Raw genomic sequence first — 19,996 nt, 5'->3', positions numbered from 1 at the left:
ACATTGCAGCCGCCTTCGATTTTCAGGGCGCGGATGATCTGCAGGGAGACATCGCGCAACATTTGGTATTCTTTGTCGGACAAGGTTTGGGAAGGCGCCACGACGATGGAATCGCCTGTGTGGACGCCGACCGGATCGATGTTTTCCATGTTGCAGACAACGATCGCATTGTCGTTGCTGTCGCGCATCACTTCATATTCGATTTCCTTGAAGCCTGCGATCGATTTTTCCAGCAGACATTGTGTCACTGGTGAGTAGCGCAAACCGTTCGCCACGATTTCACGTAGGTCAGCTTCATTATGGCAGATACCGCCGCCGGTGCCGCCCATGGTGAAGGCAGGACGGACGATCAGGGGATACCCGATTTCTGCCGCGAAGCGAAGCGCTTCGTCCACAGTATGGACGATGTCGCTCTCCGGAACCGGCTGATTCAATTCCGCCATCAATTGACGGAACAGATCACGGTCTTCGGCTTGTTGGATGGAACTCAATTTTGTTCCCAACAACTCGACATTGAATTCTTCCAATACGCCTGCTTTGTCCAATTCCACTGCCATGTTCAAACCGGTTTGGCCGCCCAATGTCGGCAATAAGGCATCCGGGCGCTCTTTACGGATGATGTTCGTGATGAACTCTACAGAGAGTGGCTCCATGTAGACTTTATCGGCGATTTCAACGTCCGTCATGATCGTAGCAGGGTTGGAGTTGACCAAAATAACTTTGTATCCTTCTTCTCTTAAAGCCAAACATGCTTGCGTTCCGGCATAGTCAAATTCAGCAGCCTGGCCGATGATGATGGGGCCTGAGCCGATCACTAAAATGGATTGAATGTCGGTACGTTTAGGCATGTTGTTTTCCTCCTTGGACTGCTTTCATCATATCTACAAAATGATCGAACAAGTAATTTGCATCGTGCGGTCCGGGCGCTGCTTCCGGATGGTATTGAACCGAAAAGACCGGTTTGGTTTTGTGTTTGACGCCTTCGTTCGTGCCGTCGTTCAAGGCGCGATGAGTTGCGACCAAGTCTGTTTGGCTCAGGCTGTCTTCATCCACGGCATAGCCATGATTTTGGCTCGTCAAGCTGATTTTTCCGGTTGCAAGATCTTTTACTGGATGATTTGCGCCGCGATGACCGAATTTCATTTTGTAGGTTGTCGCACCGCCGGCTAATGAGATCAACTGGTGGCCTAAACAGATACCGAACATAGGCAGATTATCCTGTGCAATCAATTGTTTGATCGTTTCGATGGCTTCCGGAACGGATGTCGGATCTCCAGGTCCGTTGCTCAGCATGATGCCGTCTGGGTTGAAAGCTAAAATTTCGTCTGCGCTTGTGTTCCAAGGAGCCAGAATGACTTCGCAGCCTCTTTTCAATAATTCTGCAAGGATGTTGTCTTTGAAGCCGAAGTCAAGCAAGACGACACGCGGACCTTCTCCTGCATATTTTTTGATTTCTTTTGTCGAATTCATTTGGATTTCGTCAACCGGTAATTCGTAGGCTTTCAACGATGCGACAATCTCATCCAAGTTGTCCGCATTATTTACCATTGTGCCGCGCATTACGCCGGCATTGCGGATTTTTTTGGTGATGCTGCGTGTGTCCACGCCGTAGATTCCTGGTACATCAAATTCCTTCAAAGCTACATCCAACGTTTTGGTGCAGCGGAAGTTGCTCGGATGTTCCGCCACTTCATGAACGACCATCCCTTTCAAGCCTGGATTTACGCCTTCAAAGTCATCTTCGTTGATGCCGTAGTTGCCGATCAACGGATACGTGAAAGTGATGATTTGGCCTGTGTAGGAAGGGTCGGACAAAGTTTCTTGGTAACCTGTCATCCCTGTATTGAATACGATCTCCCCGATTGTATCCTTTTCTGATCCGAAAGCATATCCTGGATAGCAGCTGCCATCTTCTAAAACTAAAAATCTACGTTGTTTCATGTTGTTCCTCCTGATTTCTGATTGACAAGGTACGTACCTCACTTGCATGAAAAATAGGAAAATGTAAAAAAAACACACCTATTATTGGGCGTGTTTCAACGGTTGTTTACATTAATCGTTTCACATGCCTTGTTAGCCTCTCTGTGCTAATTTAAAGACGTTCTAGCCACGCTGTATCCCGTACAGTATTGTGGATTACGTTAATTTTAGACTATCTGGACGGAATTTTCAATTGATATTTCCAAAAAATGAAAAAAAGATGTGATTTTTAATTGTTTTTGACTTTAAAACATAGAAAAACCCTTGGAAACAAAGGGTTTTGTTCCAAGGGCACTGCGTAATATTTATTTGATGTCCTCTTTGACTTTATCGGCAGGCGTCACTTTATGGACTTCCGGTTCCTGCTCATCGCCAGGCGTGAAGTCATCGACAAAATGGTCGGTGCCGTTGTAGAGGTCCAAGTGATAGAAGCCATCCTCATAGCGGACGACCGAAATGCTGGCATTATCCAGATGGCGATCGATCGAGAAATCAGGAATGACGGCGTGAATCATGTTGCGGATCGTCATCCCGTGGGAAACGATCAGAATGTTTCTTTCGGAATCACGGTGCTCGCTGATCAGTTTGATCAAGCCGCGTTCGACGCGCAGCCAGAAAGTCATGTAATCTTCCGCTTCGTGGTAAGGATCCATTTCTTTTAATCCGTTCAACTCTTCGATGACGGAGCGGTGGGCATCATAATTCGGCTCACCATCCGCGCTTCCGAGGAATTTATTCAGGTTCCCCCAAGTTTCGCTCGCATCCAGCCCTTCAAAAGAGCCAAAGAATATCTCCCTGAATTCGGGCATGGCCACCACTTTCAAATGATCGGCATGCTGGTTTTCTTTCAAAATGATCTGTGCAGTTTCAAATGTCCTTCTCAAGTCGCTGCAATAGACCGCATCGAACTTGACATCGCCCAAGCCTGCTCCGCTTCTCATGACATCGCGTCTGCCTCTGGGCGTCAGTGGTGTGTCGGACCAGCCTTGCATCCGATTGTATTTATTCAGATAAGTTTCTCCGTGTCGCATAAAATAAAACGTTACTCCCTTTTTCAAGGTTAACCCGCCTCTCTCAAGCTACTTTCGCATTAGGATACTTGCTTTCCTTCTCTTATCTTAACAATTCCGGCGGCTGATTGCATCTATTTTCATGCAACTATTTGTCACTGAGCAGATCTTCGACGATTTCACCGGATTTGTAGGCACGCAGCAGTTGCTGCAGGTCGATGACTTGTTGGGTCAGCTTCTTGCCGACATCCGTCTGCCTTACCGTTTTGCGTTCCAATTCCTTGTCGACGATGCGTCGGGTCGAAACGATATCCTTTTCATTTTCGATGGCATCCTGACGGGAGGTGAACGGCTGATGCGAAACCAACTGCATCCCGAAGGAGTTGTACAGCAGCGTATAGCCGGCCAGCCCTGTCGTATTCTGGTAGGCTTTCGAGAAGCCGCCGTCGATGACGATCAATTTGCCGTCCGCCTTCAACGGATTCTCGCCGATTTTCTCTTTGACAGGCGTGTGGCCATTGATAATGTGGCCTTTCTTCGGATCCAGTCCGAATTCCTTCAGTATTTTGTATGACAGTTCCACATTGTCGCGCTGCTCGTAATACAGGTTCTTCTTCTCGACATGGGTTTCTTTGTCGGCGACGTAAAGGCGCTCGAATGTCGTCATCTTATCCTTGCCAAACAAGGACGAAGCTTTACCCTCCCACAAATACCAGATCAGATCCAAGCTACGGATGTTGTGTTTCGTTGCTTCACGGTTCAGATAGCCTCTGCGCAGCACTTCTTCGTATTTGTCCAGGAGGGCTTTGCCGCTGTACTTGACATTGGCGATGGCCATCTCCATGAAGCTGCCGTCCGGATTCAGCGGCACGCAACCGTGGAACAACAGATTGTCATTGTAGCTCAAATACATGCTGCCTTTGCTGAAAAGGAACTGGACATGTTTCTGCAGTCTTTCCGAATTCAGGAATCCGGTCATGAGCCTTTCGACTACCAGTATTTCCTCTTCGGTCAAGCGGTATGGATCGGTTGGGTCCACGGTGGGGAAATAATCGCACAGCATCGGATATTCCTTTCCGTCCAACTTCACTGTTCCTTTTTCGTAGTCAATGAAGTCCAGCACCATACGATCAGCCATGTCGAATTCAGGATGGCGTTTGATGATTTCCCCTTCGAGTTTGAACTGGATGATCGAAATGGCTTGGTTCATTTTGGCGATCTGACGGATCTCTTCCGGGAAGATCTTGCTTTCGTCCTCGGTGTTGATTTTCGGCATGAACGGATCGTAGCGATCCTCTTTGTAGACCATTTCGGCGAACGTGATCAGCGGACGCAAGGAGATCCCATAAGCGTCCTCGATTATTTCCAAGTTGTTGTAGCGGGCAGAGATACGGATGACATTGGCCATACAGGCGGCTGACCCGCTGGCGGCACCCATCCAGAGGACATCATGGTTGCCCCATTGGATATCCAGCTCGTGGCCATCCATGAAGGTGTCGATGATTTTTCCAGGGAAGGGCCCTCTGTCGTAAATGTCCCCGACAACATGCAGGTGATCGACAACCAGTCGTTGGATCACATGCGATATGGCAGCAATGAGCTCTGTCGCGCGATCCAAGGAAATGACGGTCTTGATGATCTTTTCGTAATAATCCTCTTTGTTCGTCATGATCGTGTCTTTGAAAAGCAGTTCCTCGATGATGTAAGCATAATCGGCCGGAATCGCCTTCCTGACTTTCGAGCGCGTGTATTTCGAAACGGTGAACGCGCAAAGTTCCGTCATGCGCAGCAAGGTCAAGGAGTAAAATTCATTGATTTCCTCCTCGGAGTCCAAGCTGTCCACGATCATATCTATTTTGTCTTCCGGATAGTAGACGATCGTCGCAAGCTGGTTCATCTCGCGGGTGCTCAATCTCCCTTGAAAAATCTCCCGGATCTTTTCTTTGACGTTCCCGGATCCGTTCCTGAGTACATGCTGCAAGGCATCGTATTCCCCATGCAGATCGCTGATGAAGTGCTCAGTTGCTTTTGGCAAGTTCATGATGGCTTCCAAGTTGATGATTTCGGTTACAGTTTTTGCTGCTGTCGGATATTCTTTTGCCAGCAATCGAAGATACTTGTCTTTCGTTATCATTACAATTACACCCCTACTTTTTTCAATTCACTCAGAACGGAACCCCGCAAGGCAAACGTTGCTCACAGGATTATCTTTATTTTACCTGACAAGATGATTACTTCTATCATAGCTTGAATTAAAAAAAAATGATAGACAAGATGCAAAAATTACACAATTGGTCACAATTTCGATAGTGTACCTGTCCGGGGCGGCTTGTTTGGATCAAGCCAGCTCCGTTCTGGCTGCCAACTCCGGCGAGGATTGCCTCGTCGGAGTTGATGGCGTAACCAGCCGCTCTCCTTCGGTGAAGGCTGCCTCGTCGGAGCTGAGCGCGGATTCCACCGCTCTCCTCCGGCGAAGGGCGGCTTCGCCGGAACTGGCGTTATCCTCCTACCGCCATACAAACGCAAAAACCGCAAAAAACGCACCTGCACTCCATCAGGAATGCAGGCGCGTTCGTTATTCACATTTATGCTTATCTTTCCTTCATCGCTCTGTCGATTTCGCGCTTCATATCCTTTTGCTTCAATGCGTCACGCTTGTCGTAGCTCTTCTTCCCTTTAGCGAGTCCAATGAGCACTTTTGCGACACCATTCTTGAGATAGACCCTCAACGGCACCAATGTAACACCGGTCGTCTTCGTCTCCTCAATCAGGTACTTGATCTGCTTCTTGTGCAACAATAATTTCCTAGTGCGCAGCGGATCATGGTTGAAGATGTTACCCTGTTCGAACGGGCTGATATGCACATTCTGCAGGAACACTTCCCCGTTCCGGATGCTTGCGTAGCCGTCCTTCAGGTTGATTTTCGCTTTGCGGACGGATTTGATTTCCGTTCCCGTCAGCACCATCCCGGCTTCTATCGTGTCGAGGATGATGTAATCATGGCTGGCTTTTCTGTTCTGCGCTAAAACTTTTCCTTCGCCTTTTGGCATAGTCCGGCACCTTCATTTCGTTAGCTTACTTCTTTTTGCCTCGTTCTTTTTTCCCTTTGGCTTTTTTGCCTGGACGGGAATAGAACGGCTCTTTTCCTTTTTCGGTCTTTTTCCGCGGTCCGCTATCGCGCTCGGATTGCCGAGGATTCCGTTTTTTGCCCTTCGGAATCTTCGAACGGATCTGTTTGACCAGATCCAAGTCGCTCTGGCTCTGGGTCTTTTCCTTGTCGATGACAAGCGAGAAGTCGATTGCGCGCGTGATCGGATCTGAATTTTCTACTTTTATTTTGACCTTTTGACCGATACGGTAAATGACGCCGGTACGTTCCCCCATCAAAAGCAGATGGCTTTCAATGTAGTTGAAATAATCTTCAGACATTTTCGAGATGTGCACGAGACCCTCTACCGTGTTGGGCAACTGCACAAAGATGCCGAATTTCGTGACGGAGCTGATGACGCCTTCGAACTCTTGGCCGATTTTGTCCATCATGAACTCTGCCTTCTTGAGCGATTCGGTTTCCCGTTCCGCATCAACCGAGCGGCGTTCCATCTGCGAACTCTGAACAGCGATATCTGGCAATTGCCCTTTCCATTTCTCAACCACCTTAGGCTCGGCGATGCCTTTTCCATACGTGCGGATCAGGCGGTGGACGATCAAGTCGGGGTACCTTCTGATTGGTGAAGTGAAATGGGTATAATCTTTCGCAGCCAAACCATAATGACCGACCGGTACAGCATCATATTTCGCTTGCTGCATACTGCGCAACAGCGTTGTTGAAACAACGGCTTCATAGGGCTCGTCCTTGACTTTCGCCAAAACGGCCTGCAGTTGCTTCGGTTTGACGTTTTCATGCGTACCGCTCACCAGAATGCCGAATGTCGTCACGAATTCCAGGAACCGCATCATCTTTGTCGGATCCGGCTGTTCATGGATCCGGTAAATGAAAGGCAGATTTGCCTTCGTGAAATGATGTGCGATCGTTTCATTCGCGCTCAACATGAAGGATTCGATGAGGCGCTCGCCGACACCGCGATCCTGCACATAGATGTCCAACGGGTGGCCATTTTCGTCCACGATGATTTTCGCTTCATCGGATTCGAAATCGATGGCGCCGCGTTTTTGGCGTTTCTTCAGGAGGATCTCGTGAAGGATGCCCATTTCTTCGAACATCGGCACGAAATCGCTGTATTTTTCGCGCAGTTTCTTGTCGTGGTCCGTCAAAATCGCATTGACATCGGAATAGGTCATCCGTTGTTTGGACTCGATGATGCTCGGGAAAATATCATAGGCGACCACTTCCCCGTCCGCATCCAATTCCATTTCACAAGACATCGTCAAACGGTCTTCATGCGGCAACAAGGAACAGATGCCGTTCGATAATTTCTGAGGCAACATCGGAACGACACGGTCCGTCAAATAGACACTGGTGCCGCGTTCATACGCTTCGCGATCGATTGGGGAATTCTCTGTCACATAATAGGAAACATCCGCGATGTGCACGCCCAGCAGGTAATTGCCATTTTCTAGTTTCTTCAAGGAAATCGCATCATCCAAGTCTTTGGCGTCAGCGCCATCGATCGTGACGATCTGTTCCGAGCGCAAATCCCGTCTGCCTTCCAACGCCTCGGCCGGAATCTCCAGAGGAATGCCTTCAGCCTGGGCCAACACGTCTTCAGGGAATTCGGAAGGAATGCCGAATTTATAAAGGATAGCCAGGATATCAACGCCTGGTGCATCCTTGTGGCCGATTTCTTTCGTGACCAGCCCTTCCATTTTGACAGGATTCTGCGGTGTCGGATAGCTGGTGATTTCCACCAGACAGACACTGCCTTCAACAGGATGAATGCCTTCCGGTTTGATGTAGACAACGATACTGTTGATTTTCGTATCCCGCGGAACAACGAATCCCAAAAAGCCGGTCTCTTCACGGCGATCGGAATCGTAAGGAACAAATTCGCCGACTACTTGATTCGATTTGCGCGTCAAAACAGCCGTTACTTCTGCTTCGACTCCTTTATCATTCCAAGGTTCGGCCTCTCGGGTGATCTTCAGCTCGACCGTGTCGCCGTCCATCGCACTGCCTGTTTTGCCGCGCGGGACAAAGAGGTCACTTTCGTTCGGATCGACCGTCACAAAGCCGAAGCCGCGGTCGTTGCTGCGGAAAGTACCTGTCAAAGTGGCGCCTTGCACCTTCAGACGGAACTGTCCGGTCTTGTTCAGCAACAGGATGCCTCTTTCCTCCAACTGTGCAAAGACTTTGACCAATGCTTTAAATTCTTCGGAATCCGTGTAGCCCAACGCTTCACTTACTTCCTTCAACGTCATGCTCTTTGCGGCGTGCTCTTGAAAATAGGCTAGAACGTCAATTTGGATCTGATCTATCTTTCTCATACTTATCCCTCATTCCAATTTAGTCGGTTCAAAAATGCCAAGACTGTTTCTTCGAATACGTTTCTGTCTTTCCCAACGGTAATGACATGCGTTGCTTCCGGGAAGAAATGATAATCCACTTCAGCGTCCACGAGGCGGTCCGCCAACAACTTCCCGCAGTCGGCGCTGATCATTTCATCCCTGCCGGATTGCGCGATGTAATAGGGAACGGCGATATCGGCCAGATTCGCCTTAATCAGTTCCGTGAACTCATCCAATTGGGCAAGCTGGGCATTCAATTTCGGCTTCATCAATGCCAATTCATGCTCGATTTCCAGATTTGCCATGCCGATTTTCTTCTTCGACATCTTGGCGAAATGCATAAAACTGATCGGAACCCGCGATTCCTCAAAACTGATGATCGGTGAATTGAAGGACCCTCCGCCGATGAATCCACCTGTTTCGATGGCCCTTGTCGCCATAATGCCGCCCATTGACAACCCGAATACGGCAAGCTGATCGTAGCCCTTTTCCATCAGTTCTTCTTTTGCGCGCATGGCATCAGCGAACCAGACAGCCGGGCCGCCGAAATCAAGGATGTCCTCAAAACGGCCGGTTGCATGTCCCGTAAAATTCGGTGCATATACAGTATACCCGTTCCGTTCCAAAAAGCGTCCCAGCAAACGCACATCATTTGCGCTGCCGGTATAGGCATGCAGCAAAAGGACGGCGCGCGAGCCAGCTTCGAAGAAAAAGGGTTCTGGTAAATTGATTGCTTTCATAATATTCCTCCCAACTCGTTCATCTTCATTTTACTGTATTTACAGCTTTTTTCCTAATATATCAGATATTTGCGGACGAAATTTTTCAGCAATTCATAAGCTGTGTCGCATTGTTTAGGCGAGCATCCTTTTCAGGCGAAAAAAAAGCAGAACCCGGAAATGTGGTTTCTGCCTGCAATAGTTAATTTGAGGATAGATAGGTTAAAGCCAAGGCGATCAGGATGAACAATGCTCCCAGAACGACTGTGATCTGACGCAATACCGCTTCAAAGCCTCTTGCCTTTTGTTTGCCGAATAATTGCTCCGCTCCACCTGTAAGTGTGCTGGCTGCATTTGTTTTTGATGGCTGCATCAGCACAACAATGATCAACAGCACAGAAACAACCAACAGGGCCGTTAATAGTACATCGTATAATGACAAAGGATGGACCTCCCTATAATAATTTTCTACTACTAACTTTAGCACAAACTATAGGGTTTTGCTAGCAATTTCCGAAAAGAAAAGCGCCCGGGTCCGCTCACCTCCACTGGAGGGAACAGCCTGAACGCTTCCGCACTTTTTAAACGTGTTCTGGATCCCAGAAATCTGTGCCTAAGCTGACTACCACACACGGACATAAAGCGTCCGCTTTGTGTTAGTCCTCTTAGTGCTCGATTTCTGACCCGGGATCCATCACACTCTCTTTGAAACGTGTTCTGATTCGCAGACACCACTACCGTTTCGAAACCAGCTGTCGTTCACAAAAGAGGTGAACGACAGCTGGTTTCTCCAACGTACGGGTTTCTAAACGCGAATCATCGCACTCTTATCTTCTGATGATGCGGACGTTTACGATGCCGTCGATTTTCTTGAAATTTTCAACGACTTCAGCGAGTACTGCTTCTTCTGTTTCGGCGATATCGATGACAGTGTAGGCATAGTTGCCACGGCTGCGGTTCAGGATATCTTCGATATTGATGAAGTATTTAGCCAAGCCGGAAGAAATCTGGCCGACCATGTTCGGGATGTTCTTGTTGACGATCGTCAAACGGATCGGTGAGTGCATCGCGATATCGACTCCAGGGAAGTTCACGGAATTCACAATATTCCCTGTTTCCAGGAAGTATTTCAATGTTTGGGCTGCCATGATTGCGCAGTTCACTTCAGCTTCTTCCGTAGAAGCTCCCAAGTGAGGCATTACAATGATAGCATCGTTGTGAAGCAAAGCTTCGTCAGCGAAATCCGTTACGTATTTGCGGATGCTCTTTTCTTTCAATGCAGTCAGCATATCAGCTGTGTTGACCAATTCGCCGCGTGCAAAGTTCAAAAGAACAGCGTTGTCTTTCATTTGAGCCAGGAAGGCTGCGTCAACCATGCCTTTTGTTTCGGCATTGACTGGTACGTGAATGGAAATATAATCCGCTTTTTCCAACACTTCAGCAATCGAAGCAGCTTTTTGGACACGACGGTTGATGTTCCATGCTGTTTCCACAGAAACATATGGGTCATAACCGATGACTTCCATACCTAAACGGAATGCATCGTTGGCCAACATAGCGCCGATAGCGCCCAAGCCGATGACACCCAATGTTTTTCCGGAGATTTCTGTCCCCGCGAATTGGCTTTTGCCTTTTTCGACTTGCTTCTCAACATCGTCACCGCTTAATGTTTGGACCCATTCCATTCCTTCTTTGATCGGACGGGCAGCCATGATCATAGCAGCCAAAACAAGCTCTTTAACCGCATTGGCATTCGCACCAGGTGTGTTGAAGACAACCACGCCTGCTTCGGAACATTCTTCAACGGGTACGTTGTTGACGCCGGCGCCAGCACGAGCGATGGCTTTCAAGCTTTCAGGGAATTCCATGCCATGCAGTTTTTCGCTGCGCAGGATGATGCCGTCAGGATTTGCGCCTGTGTTAAGGGCGAATTGATCTGCATTCAATAAATTTAAGCCTTCTGGAGCAATCGCGTTGTAAGTTTTAATCTCGAACATTATTTGAATTTCCCTTCTTTAGCTTCAAAAGCTTTCATAAATTCTGTTAATTCTTTAACGCCTTCATAAGGGAATGCATTGTAGATACTTGCGCGCATACCGCCAACGGAACGGTGGCCTTTCAGGTTCAGGAAGCCTAATGCTGTAGCTTCTTTGACGAACTTCGCATCCAAGTCTTTGTTTCCGGTAACGAATGGGATATTCGTCAATGAACGGGAATTGACTGCAACTGGAGAAGAGAACAAGTCTGATTCTTCGATTGTGCGGTACAGTAAGCCCGCTTTTTCTTCGTTCATTTTCACCATAGCTTCAACGCCGCCCAAGTCCTTCAACCATTCGAAGACTAATTTAGCTACATAGATGGAGAAGCTAGGTGGTGTATTGTATAACGAATCATTTTTGATGTGTGTACGGTAATCAAGCATGCTTGGCAATTTATTCTCGGTCTGGATCAGATCTTCTTTCACGATCACGATCGTCAATCCTGCAGGCCCGATATTTTTTTGTGCGCCAGCATAGATCAAACCGAAGTCATTGACATCGTAACGGTTGGACAAAATGTTGGAAGACATATCGGCAACGATCGGTGCATTCACGAAACGAGGGATTGTTTGGAAAGCTGTACCTTCGATTGTGTTGTTTGTTGTGATGTGGATGTAATCGTAGGCTTCGTCTGTTTCCGGAATTTCAGGAATATAAGTGAAGTTATCTTCTTCGGAACTAGCCAATACTTCCATATTCGGTACTTTTAAGATTTTAGCTTCAGAGATGGCTTTCTTAGCCCATGATCCGGAGTTGATGTAACCGACTTTGCCGCCTTTACCAAGATTCATCGGAATCATGGAGAACTGCAGGCTTGCGCCACCTTGTAAGAACAAGACTTTATAGCCTTCAGGGATATTCATCAATTCCCTTAATAATTGCTCTGCATCTGAAATGATCTCTTCGAACAAGGAGGAGCGGTGACTCATCTCCATAACTGACATGCCACTATCTCTGTAGGATAGCATTTCACTCTGTACTTTCTCTAAGACTGATTCTGGTAGTATTGCTGGACCAGCGGAAAAATTTCTTGCTCTTTTCATCCTTTTGTCTCCCCCTTATCAATTGTCCTCATTATTTATTAATTATAATTTAATCTTATTATAGCAGATTACGCGACGAAAGAAAGCGAAAATGCCTATTTACCGAAAATAATTACATGCGGATGTTAGGAACAAACCTCTAAAAAATGATCATATCGGGACTCAAATCAAATTTATCGCCCCAAAGCCGAACATTATAGCTTAATGCAACAAAAAAAGTCCGGCGTTCCAAGCGCCGGACTTTTCCTTCCACCTGGTTGTGCCAGACGGTCTTTATGTGAAGACAGTGTTCCAAGCAGCTGTCTCCCTGTTAATCAATTAAAATTATTTGTTTTTTAGGTTGTAGAAAGATTTCAAACCATCATATACAGCCAATTCGCCTAATTGATCTTCGATGCGTAACAATTGGTTGTATTTAGCGATACGGTCAGTACGGCTTAATGAACCAGTTTTGATTTGTCCAGCGTTTGTTGCAACAGCGATGTCAGCGATTGTAGCATCTTCTGTTTCGCCTGAACGGTGAGAAACAACTGCAGTGTAACCAGCTTTTTTAGCCATTTCGATAGCTTCAAAAGTTTCAGTCAATGAACCGATTTGGTTAACTTTGATCAGGATTGAGTTAGCAACGCCTAATTCGATAGCTTTAGAAAGTTTTTCAGTGTTTGTAACGAACAAGTCGTCACCAACGATTTGAACTTTGTCGCCTAAAACTTCAGTTAATTTCTTAGTACCTTCCCAGTCATTTTCATCCAAGCCATCTTCGATGGAGATGATTGGGTATTTTTTGCATAGGTCAGCGTAGAATTCGATCATTTCATCGACAGTCTTTTCGCCTTCGCCTGAATCAGCTAAGTCGTAAACACCTTTTTCTTTGTTGTAGAATTCTGAAGAAGCAGCATCCATAGCAAGAACAACGTCTTTACCAGGTACATAGCCAGCTTTTTCGATAGCTTCGATGATTACTTCGAAACCTTCTTCGTTTGAACCCAAGTTAGGAGCGAATCCGCCCTCGTCACCTACAGCAGTAGAGTAACCTTTAGATTTCAAGATTGCAGCCAACGCGTGGAATACTTCAGCACCCATACGTAGAGCTTCTTTGAAAGTAGGCGCGCCTACAGGCATGATCATGAATTCTTGGAAGTCGATGCTGTTGTCAGCATGCGATCCGCCGTTGATGATGTTCATCATTGGAGTTGGCAATGTTTTAGCGTTGAATCCGCCTAAGTATTGGTACAATGGTACATCCAGGTAATCTGCTGCAGCGCGAGCTACTGCGATAGATACTGCCAAGATTGCGTTAGCGCCCAATTTTTCTTTGTTAGGAGTGCCATCTAAGTCGATCATAGTTTTGTCGATAGCTAATTGGTCACGTACGTCGAATCCTAAGATAGCATCAGCAATGATGTCGTTTACGTTTTCTACAGCTTTCAAAACACCTTTACCAAGGTAACGTGCTTTGTCGCCATCACGTAATTCGATTGCTTCGTGTTCGCCAGTGGAAGCTCCTGATGGAACCATTCCGCGTCCGAAAGCGCCGCTCTCTGTGTAGACTTCAACTTCAATAGTTGGGTTACCGCGTGAATCTAGTACTTCTCTAGCTAAAATATCTGTAATGAATGGCATGGTTTTCTCTCCTTTGAGTTGGCTGAATTACTTGTGTTACCAAGTATCATTTTAGACAATTTTCTTACTTTATGCAATAGCTGAACCGTTTTGCTTACGCTTTAACGATCAGCGATTCGCCTGTCATTTCTGCTGGTTTTTCTACGTTCAATAAATCAAGCATAGTTGGAGCAACATCAGCAAGTTTGCCGTCTGTGCGCAACGTTACGCCTTTTTTCGTTACAATCACTGGAACTGGCACAGTTGTGTGCGCGGTATGCGGTTGTCCGTCTTCAGTAGACATAGTATCCGCGTTGCCGTGGTCAGCGAAAATGATGGCATAACCATCTTTTGCAAGGATTGCATCCACAACTGCTCCAAGGTTTTCGTCAACTGCTTCGATAGCTTTGATTGTAGGTTCCAACATACCTGAATGGCCGACCATGTCAGGGTTCGCAAAGTTAAGGATGATGGCGTCGTATTTGTCGTCATTGATCTCTTTCACTAATGCTTCGCCCACTTCATAAGCGCTCATTTCAGGTTTCAAATCATAGGTTGCAACTTTCGGTGAAGGGATCAGGATGCGTCCTTCGCCTTCGAAAGGCTCGTGACGTCCGCCGTTCATGAAGAAAGTTACATGCGGATATTTTTCGGTTTCCGCGATACGCAATTGCGAAAGTTTGTGTTGCGCCAGAACTTCACCCAAAACGTTTGTCATCGGGATCGGCTTGAAGGCGATCTCCGCGATTACAGTATCTTGGTAAGAAGTCATCGTCACAAATTTCACATTTTTAGCGCGTTCTCCGCGTTCGAAGTTCGTCCACTCTTCGTTAGTGAAGGCATTTGATAACTGGATTGCGCGGTCCGGACGGAAGTTGAAGAAGATGATGGAGTCATTATCTTTCAAAGTTCCGATTGGTTCGCCATCTTTGACGATGACGGACGGCAATACAAATTCATCTGTTTTATCATCTGCATAGCTTGCTTTAACGACATCCTGTGCAGATTCAAATTTTTCCCCTTCGCCGTGCGCGATTGCGTTGTATGCCAATTCCACACGTTCCCAACGGTTATCACGGTCCATAGCGTAGTAACGACCTGAAACAGTCGCGATTTCGCCAAGTCCGATCTCTTCCATCGCTTTTTCCACTGTTTCGATGTAGCCTGGTGCAGCGTGAGGATCCACGTCGCGGCCATCAAGGAAAGCATGCAGATAAAGTTTTTTGACGCCTTTTTCTTTTGCGCTCTTGATCAAAGCAATGATATGGTTGATATGACTGTGCACACCACCGTCAGAAAGCAGACCGAAAAGGTGCAAAGCAGAATCATTATCGTTGGCGTGATCGTAAGCACCGACAAGCGCTTCGTTCGTCAAGAATTCGCCATCGATGATGGCTTTGTCGATTCTGGTCAAACTTTGGTAGACAACTCGTCCGGCACCAATGTTTGTATGTCCTACTTCGGAATTACCCATTTGACCTTCAGGCAGTCCAACAGCAAATCCGGAAGCTAGCATCGTTGCATGCGGAAAATTGTTCCAATAACGGTCAAAGTTCGGTTTCTTTGCTAGCTTAACCGCATTGCCCATCATTTCGTTTCTCCAGCCGAAACCGTCTAAAATAATTATTGCTACCGGTGTTTTACTCATTATTTAATAGCCTCCAATAATGCTAAGAATGAATCAGGAACTAAACTAGCACCACCGACCAACGCACCATCAATATGTTCTTCAGCCATGTATTCTGCAATGTTTTCAGGTTTAACGCTGCCGCCGTATTGAACGCGGACTTTGTCAGCCACTTCTTGTCCGAAGATTGTAGCAACAGTTGCGCGCACTACGCCGCAAGTGTCGTTCGCATCTTTTGCAGTAGAAGATTTCCCTGTACCGATTGCCCAGATTGGCTCATAAGCGAGAACAAGGTTAGCCACTTGGTCTGCAGTCAGATCTTTCAAAGCAGCCGTGATTTGTCCTGATACCCACTCGTTTGTTACGCCTGATTCACGTTGTTCCAACGTTTCGCCACAGCAAACGATAGGTGTCATACCATTACGCAGAATAGCATGTGCTTTTTTATTGATATCTTCATCTGTTTCGTGGAAGTACTCACGTCTTTCAGAGTGTCCGATAATGACGTAGTCGACGCCTAAGTCCCCTAAAGCTTTCGGGCTGATTTCACCAGTGAAGGCACCCTCTTCTTCAAAGTAACAGTTTTGCGCGGCAACTTTCAAATCAGTTCCCTCTGTAGCTTCTACCATTTTTTCTAAAAATAAAGCCGGTGATCCAATAACAGCTTCTACTTTATCAAAAGCAGGAACCTTAGTTTTTACAGCCTCGATGAATGCTTGTGCTTCCTTAGCTGTTTTGTTCATTTTCCAGTTACCGGCAATAATCGGTTTACGCAATATAATCACTCCTTAAGAATAGGTTGCTTATTTGTCAGAAATTGATGCTACACCTGGTAATTCTTTGCCTTCAAGGTATTCCAATGATGCTCCGCCACCTGTTGAGATGTGCGTGAAATCATCAGCAAAGCCTAATTGCATTGCAGCTGCAGCTGAGTCTCCGCCGCCGATGATTGTTACAGCATCGCTTAATTTAGCGATTGCTTCGCAGACACCGATTGTTCCTTGAGCAAAGTTAGATAATTCGAACACACCCATAGGTCCGTTCCATACGACAGTTTTCGCGCCTTCAAGCTCTTTAGTGAACAATTCGACGGAAGCAGGTCCGATATCCAATGCCATTTGGTCAGCAGGGAATGCTTCGTTTTTAGCGATTGTGATTTCTCCATCGTTGCCGAATTCGTGAGCCATTTTAGCATCGATAGGCAAGATCAATTTGTCGCCAGCGCTCTCCAACAATTCTTTAGCCAATTCAACTTTATCAGCTTCCAATAAGGATTTACCGATTTCCAAGCCTTGTGCTTTCATGAATGTGTAAGCCATGCCGCCGCCGATAAGTACTTTGTCAGCTTTATTCAATAAGTGTTTGATAACACCGATTTTGTCGCTTACTTTTGCTCCGCCAAGGATAGCTACGAATGGACGAACAGGCTCGTCAACAGCTCCGCCGATGAACTTGATTTCTTTCTCCATCAAGAATCCAGCTGCGCTTTCAAGGTTAGAAGCGATTCCGACGTTGGAAGCATGAGCACGGTGAGCCGTACCGAATGCATCATTTACGAACAGGTCGCCCAGGCTAGCCCAGTATTTGCCCAATTCAGCATCGTTTTTGCTTTCTTTTTTGCCGTCAACATCTTCGAAACGAGTGTTTTCGAATACCAAAACATCTCCGTCTTTCAATGCTGCGATAGCAGTTTCCAAAGCTTCTCCGCGTGTTTCAGGAACGAAAGTGACTTCTTTGCCCAACAATTCAGCCAAACGGTCAGCTACAGGCTTCAAGCTCAACTTCGCTTTGTCTTCTTCAGTTTTTACTTTTCCTAAGTGAGAGAAAAGGATGACTTTTGCGTTATTTTCGATCAAGTAGTTGATTGTAGGAAGAGCTTGAACGATACGGTTGTCGTTAGTGATTGCTCCATCTTTCATAGGAACATTGAAATCAGCACGAACCAATACTTTTTTTCCAGCTACATCTAAATCTGTTACAACTTTCTTTGTCATTACGTCGCCTCCTGATATGTGTATCTACATAAGAAAAGCGAGGAAGCGCGTTGCCTCCCCGCTTTTGTTATCTTCTACGATTCAGCTTTCATTAGATGAAAGACTTGATCTTATAAGCTAGCAAATTGTACTAAAGTACGTACTAATTGTGAAGCGTAAGACATTTCATTGTCGTACCAAGCAACAGTTTTAACTAGTTGTTTGTCTCCAACTGTCATTACTTTAGTTTGTGTAGCATCGAATAAAGAACCGAAGTTGATGCCTACGATATCGCTTGAAACGATTTCGTCTTCAGTGTATCCGTAAGATTCGTTAGAAGCAGCTTTCATAGCAGCATTGATTTCTTCAACAGTTACAGTTTTTTCCAATACAGTAACTAATTCAGTCAATGAACCTGTAGGAACTGGAACACGTTGAGCAGCTCCATCTAATTTGCCTTTCAATTCAGGCAATACATCGCCGATAGCTTTAGCAGCACCAGTTGTGTTAGGAACGATGTTTGCTGCAGCAGCACGTGCACGACGGAAGTCACCTTTAGGATGTGGAGCATCCAAAGTGTTTTGGTCGCCAGTGTAAGCGTGGATTGTAGTCATTAAGCCTTCAATGATTCCGTATTCGTCGTTCAATACTTTAGCCATTGGAGCCAAGCAGTTAGTTGTGCAAGATGCGCCTGAAACGATAACGTCTTCAGCGTTTAATTCGTTGTGGTTAACGTTATAAACGATTGTTTTAACGTCGCTGCCTGCTGGAGCAGACAATAGAACACGTTTAGCACCTGCATCAACGTGAGCTTGAGCTCCTGCTTTGCTCATGAAGAAACCAGTACATTCCAATACGAACTCTACGCCAAGTTCTGCCCATGGAAGATCTGCTGGGTTACGTTGTGATAACACTTTGATGTCTTTTCCGTTTACAGTGAAGAATCCGTCATTAACTTCCACATCACCATTGAATCTGCCTTGAGTTGTATCATATTTCAATAAGTGAGCTAACATTTTAGCGTCAGTCAAGTCATTGATTGCTACAACTTCGATTCCTTCTACTTCTTGAATACGGCGGAATGCTAAACGTCCAATACGTCCAAAACCGTTAATACCAACTTTTACTGTCATACTGAGATTTCCTCCTTAGGATAAGTCAAAATTTTTATTTTAAAGGGTTACCCCTTTTAAAATCAGATTAGCTGCGCCCTCATCCGTAATCAGCCATGTTTGATGCGGGGCATATTTCATGAACGCTTTAATAGCCTTGGCTTTCGTGCTTCCCCCTGCAATGGCCATTGCGTACGGGATCTTTTCGATGTCTTCAATCTGAAGGCCGAACCGGGACAATCGATAGACGATTTCTCCGTTCTCATTGAAGTAACAACCAAAGGCTTCACCTACCGCATTATGCGCTTCTAGGGACGAAATCAACCCATGCGACATCCTGCGTCTTTCCATCATTACTTTAGCATTACCGATACTATATAACAAGCAGTTTGCCTTTTTCATGACGGATAAAGTATGTTTGATTGATGGCTCGGATTTCATGGATGCGTAAGCTTTTTCGCTCAAATTATCGGGAACGAAAAGTGCCATGTTCTCACCGCCTACCAACTGCGCCATACGATCGCTGACACTGTTGGCTTGTATCGACATGGATTCGCCTAAACCGCCTCGTGTCGGGACAAAAATGAACTCCCGGTTCTGTGATAATTCAGGTGAAAAATGTTCGGCAGCCTGTGCCATTGTACTTCCGCCAGCAACAGCAACGATAAATTCGCCTGCCGGCAATAACGCATGCAGTTCTTTGGCTGCAGTTTTTCCGATTTCATCCAGAACAGATGCATCTTCATCACTATCGCCAGGAACAATCCTACAAAACTGAATATTCAGATAATCCGCTAACGCCTTCTCTTTCGCATTCATATTCAGCAATAACCGCATGAACCTTTCCAGCTGACGAAAAATGTCTTCGCCTTCCTCAGTCAATACCATCCCGTTCTTCGAACTGGAAAGAAGACCTTGTTTCCGCAAAAAATCTGTCTCAGTCCGTAAAGTCCTTTCTGACAAGGATACTTTATCGGCTAGGACGCGTCTCCCGACTGGAGCATACATTTGGATATTACGCATGATATGGTAACGATTTTGAAGGACTGACATAATGTCTGGGACTATTTGCTGCAAGACTGAAATAGACTCTTCCATAAAAACCCTCTTCATTTGCACGTGGACGCTTTTCGCCCCGCTGCAATCTTAGGCGGTCCTCGTTTATTTCATATCAGGAGAGATGGAATAGGACTGCAAAAATACTTTTTACTTCCGTCTATTCTCCCTCGTCTTTACTTCATCATTTTAACAGTAAACACTAGACGTTTCAAGCGTTTTGGCAAATAAATTCGATTTCCTTTAAAATAGATTCGTTCAATATATCACGAGTAGCCTATAATCCGATTGCCTTTTAGACGTACGCTTTCAGAAAACCTTGGTACATCAACTTTTCAGCAAGGGTCGTTATTCGTCCCGTTATTGTTTAGC

15 protein-coding genes and 1 pseudogene are annotated in these 19,996 nt (G+C 46.1%); all 16 read right to left on the bottom strand.

What is annotated here, in order from left to right:
- Positions 1–848 (bottom strand): annotated as a pseudogene (locus WBV27_RS03200) (carbamoyl-phosphate synthase large subunit); the annotation flags it as partial.
- The gene (gene carA, locus WBV27_RS03195) at positions 841–1,941 is read right to left on the bottom strand and encodes a glutamine-hydrolyzing carbamoyl-phosphate synthase small subunit (protein WP_424199345.1); all 1,101 of its coding nucleotides are present in this window, start codon (positions 1,939–1,941) and stop codon (positions 841–843) included. The gene carA and the pseudogene WBV27_RS03200, both read right to left, overlap by 8 nt.
- A gap of 344 nt (positions 1,942–2,285) precedes the next feature.
- Complete coding sequence (locus tag WBV27_RS03190) at positions 2,286–3,038, bottom strand: histidine phosphatase family protein (protein ID WP_424199343.1); 753 nt, start codon at positions 3,036–3,038, stop codon at positions 2,286–2,288.
- 100 nt (positions 3,039–3,138) lie between these two features.
- Positions 3,139–5,124, bottom strand: coding sequence for a fructose-1,6-bisphosphatase (locus tag WBV27_RS03185; RefSeq protein ID WP_424199341.1), 1,986 nt, complete (start codon positions 5,122–5,124; stop codon positions 3,139–3,141).
- 457 nt (positions 5,125–5,581) lie between these two features.
- Positions 5,582–6,040 (bottom strand): SsrA-binding protein SmpB, encoded by a 459-nt coding sequence (gene smpB, locus WBV27_RS03180; RefSeq protein WP_086627473.1) that lies wholly within the window; start codon positions 6,038–6,040, stop codon positions 5,582–5,584.
- A 25-nt stretch (positions 6,041–6,065) separates the two neighbouring features.
- The gene (rnr, locus tag WBV27_RS03175; RefSeq protein WP_424199339.1) at positions 6,066–8,432 is read right to left on the bottom strand and encodes a ribonuclease R; all 2,367 of its coding nucleotides are present in this window, start codon (positions 8,430–8,432) and stop codon (positions 6,066–6,068) included.
- A 2-nt stretch (positions 8,433–8,434) separates the two neighbouring features.
- Positions 8,435–9,193, bottom strand: a complete 759-nt coding sequence (locus tag WBV27_RS03170) for an alpha/beta hydrolase (RefSeq protein ID WP_424199337.1) — start codon at positions 9,191–9,193, stop codon at positions 8,435–8,437.
- 181 nt (positions 9,194–9,374) lie between these two features.
- Positions 9,375–9,614: a preprotein translocase subunit SecG gene (secG, locus tag WBV27_RS03165; protein ID WP_068561081.1), complete on the bottom strand. Its 240-nt coding sequence runs from the start codon at positions 9,612–9,614 to the stop codon at positions 9,375–9,377.
- 385 nt (positions 9,615–9,999) lie between these two features.
- Positions 10,000–11,169, bottom strand: coding sequence for a phosphoglycerate dehydrogenase (locus tag WBV27_RS03160; protein WP_424199334.1), 1,170 nt, complete (start codon positions 11,167–11,169; stop codon positions 10,000–10,002).
- Positions 11,169–12,254 carry a 3-phosphoserine/phosphohydroxythreonine transaminase gene (serC, locus tag WBV27_RS03155; RefSeq protein ID WP_272162153.1) on the bottom strand — a complete coding sequence of 362 codons (1,086 nt, stop codon included), beginning with the start codon at positions 12,252–12,254 and terminating at the stop codon, positions 11,169–11,171. The genes WBV27_RS03160 and serC overlap by 1 nt, the downstream gene beginning before the upstream one ends.
- Positions 12,255–12,578: 324 nt before the next feature.
- Positions 12,579–13,877 carry a phosphopyruvate hydratase gene (gene eno, locus WBV27_RS03150; RefSeq protein ID WP_424199332.1) on the bottom strand — a complete coding sequence of 433 codons (1,299 nt, stop codon included), beginning with the start codon at positions 13,875–13,877 and terminating at the stop codon, positions 12,579–12,581.
- Between the two features lie 94 nt (positions 13,878–13,971).
- Positions 13,972–15,504, bottom strand: coding sequence for a 2,3-bisphosphoglycerate-independent phosphoglycerate mutase (gene gpmI, locus WBV27_RS03145; RefSeq protein ID WP_424199330.1), 1,533 nt, complete (start codon positions 15,502–15,504; stop codon positions 13,972–13,974).
- Positions 15,504–16,259 (bottom strand): triose-phosphate isomerase, encoded by a 756-nt coding sequence (gene tpiA, locus WBV27_RS03140; RefSeq protein WP_108032125.1) that lies wholly within the window; start codon positions 16,257–16,259, stop codon positions 15,504–15,506. Before tpiA ends, gpmI begins: the two co-directional genes overlap by 1 nt.
- Positions 16,260–16,286: 27 nt before the next feature.
- On the bottom strand, positions 16,287–17,477 hold the full coding sequence (locus tag WBV27_RS03135; RefSeq protein WP_106450747.1) for a phosphoglycerate kinase: 1,191 nt from the start codon (positions 17,475–17,477) through the stop codon (positions 16,287–16,289).
- A gap of 110 nt (positions 17,478–17,587) precedes the next feature.
- Positions 17,588–18,589 carry a type I glyceraldehyde-3-phosphate dehydrogenase gene (gap, locus tag WBV27_RS03130; protein WP_424199327.1) on the bottom strand — a complete coding sequence of 334 codons (1,002 nt, stop codon included), beginning with the start codon at positions 18,587–18,589 and terminating at the stop codon, positions 17,588–17,590.
- A 39-nt stretch (positions 18,590–18,628) separates the two neighbouring features.
- Positions 18,629–19,666, bottom strand: a complete 1,038-nt coding sequence (locus WBV27_RS03125) for a sugar-binding transcriptional regulator (protein ID WP_424199325.1) — start codon at positions 19,664–19,666, stop codon at positions 18,629–18,631.
- Positions 19,667–19,996: the final 330 nt, after the last annotated feature.

The sequence above is a fragment of the Trichococcus sp. genome (genome assembly GCF_049589555.1).
Taxonomy (GTDB): Bacteria; Bacillota; Bacilli; order Lactobacillales; family Aerococcaceae; genus Trichococcus.
Note: the sequence above shows the minus strand (reverse complement) of the source record. Positions and strands in the feature narration are given on the sequence as shown.

Excerpts from the sequence above, each read along its gene's own strand:
- WBV27_RS03170 (WP_424199337.1), bottom strand. The coding sequence starts at position 9,193 with ATGAAAGCAATCAATTTACCAGAACCCTTTTTCTTCGAAGCTGGCTCG.
- gap (WP_424199327.1), bottom strand. The coding sequence starts at position 18,589 with ATGACAGTAAAAGTTGGTATTAACGGTTTTGGACGTATTGGACGTTTA.
- gpmI (WP_424199330.1), bottom strand. The coding sequence starts at position 15,504 with ATGAGTAAAACACCGGTAGCAATAATTATTTTAGACGGTTTCGGCTGG.
- serC (WP_272162153.1), bottom strand. The coding sequence starts at position 12,254 with ATGAAAAGAGCAAGAAATTTTTCCGCTGGTCCAGCAATACTACCAGAA.
- WBV27_RS03135 (WP_106450747.1), bottom strand. The coding sequence starts at position 17,477 with ATGACAAAGAAAGTTGTAACAGATTTAGATGTAGCTGGAAAAAAAGTA.
- smpB (WP_086627473.1), bottom strand. The coding sequence starts at position 6,040 with ATGCCAAAAGGCGAAGGAAAAGTTTTAGCGCAGAACAGAAAAGCCAGC.
- eno (WP_424199332.1), bottom strand. The coding sequence starts at position 13,877 with ATGCCATTCATTACAGATATTTTAGCTAGAGAAGTACTAGATTCACGC.
- WBV27_RS03125 (WP_424199325.1), bottom strand. The coding sequence starts at position 19,666 with ATGGAAGAGTCTATTTCAGTCTTGCAGCAAATAGTCCCAGACATTATG.
- WBV27_RS03160 (WP_424199334.1), bottom strand. The coding sequence starts at position 11,169 with ATGTTCGAGATTAAAACTTACAACGCGATTGCTCCAGAAGGCTTAAAT.
- carA (WP_424199345.1), bottom strand. The coding sequence starts at position 1,941 with ATGAAACAACGTAGATTTTTAGTTTTAGAAGATGGCAGCTGCTATCCA.
- WBV27_RS03185 (WP_424199341.1), bottom strand. The coding sequence starts at position 5,124 with ATGATAACGAAAGACAAGTATCTTCGATTGCTGGCAAAAGAATATCCG.
- rnr (WP_424199339.1), bottom strand. The coding sequence starts at position 8,432 with ATGAGAAAGATAGATCAGATCCAAATTGACGTTCTAGCCTATTTTCAA.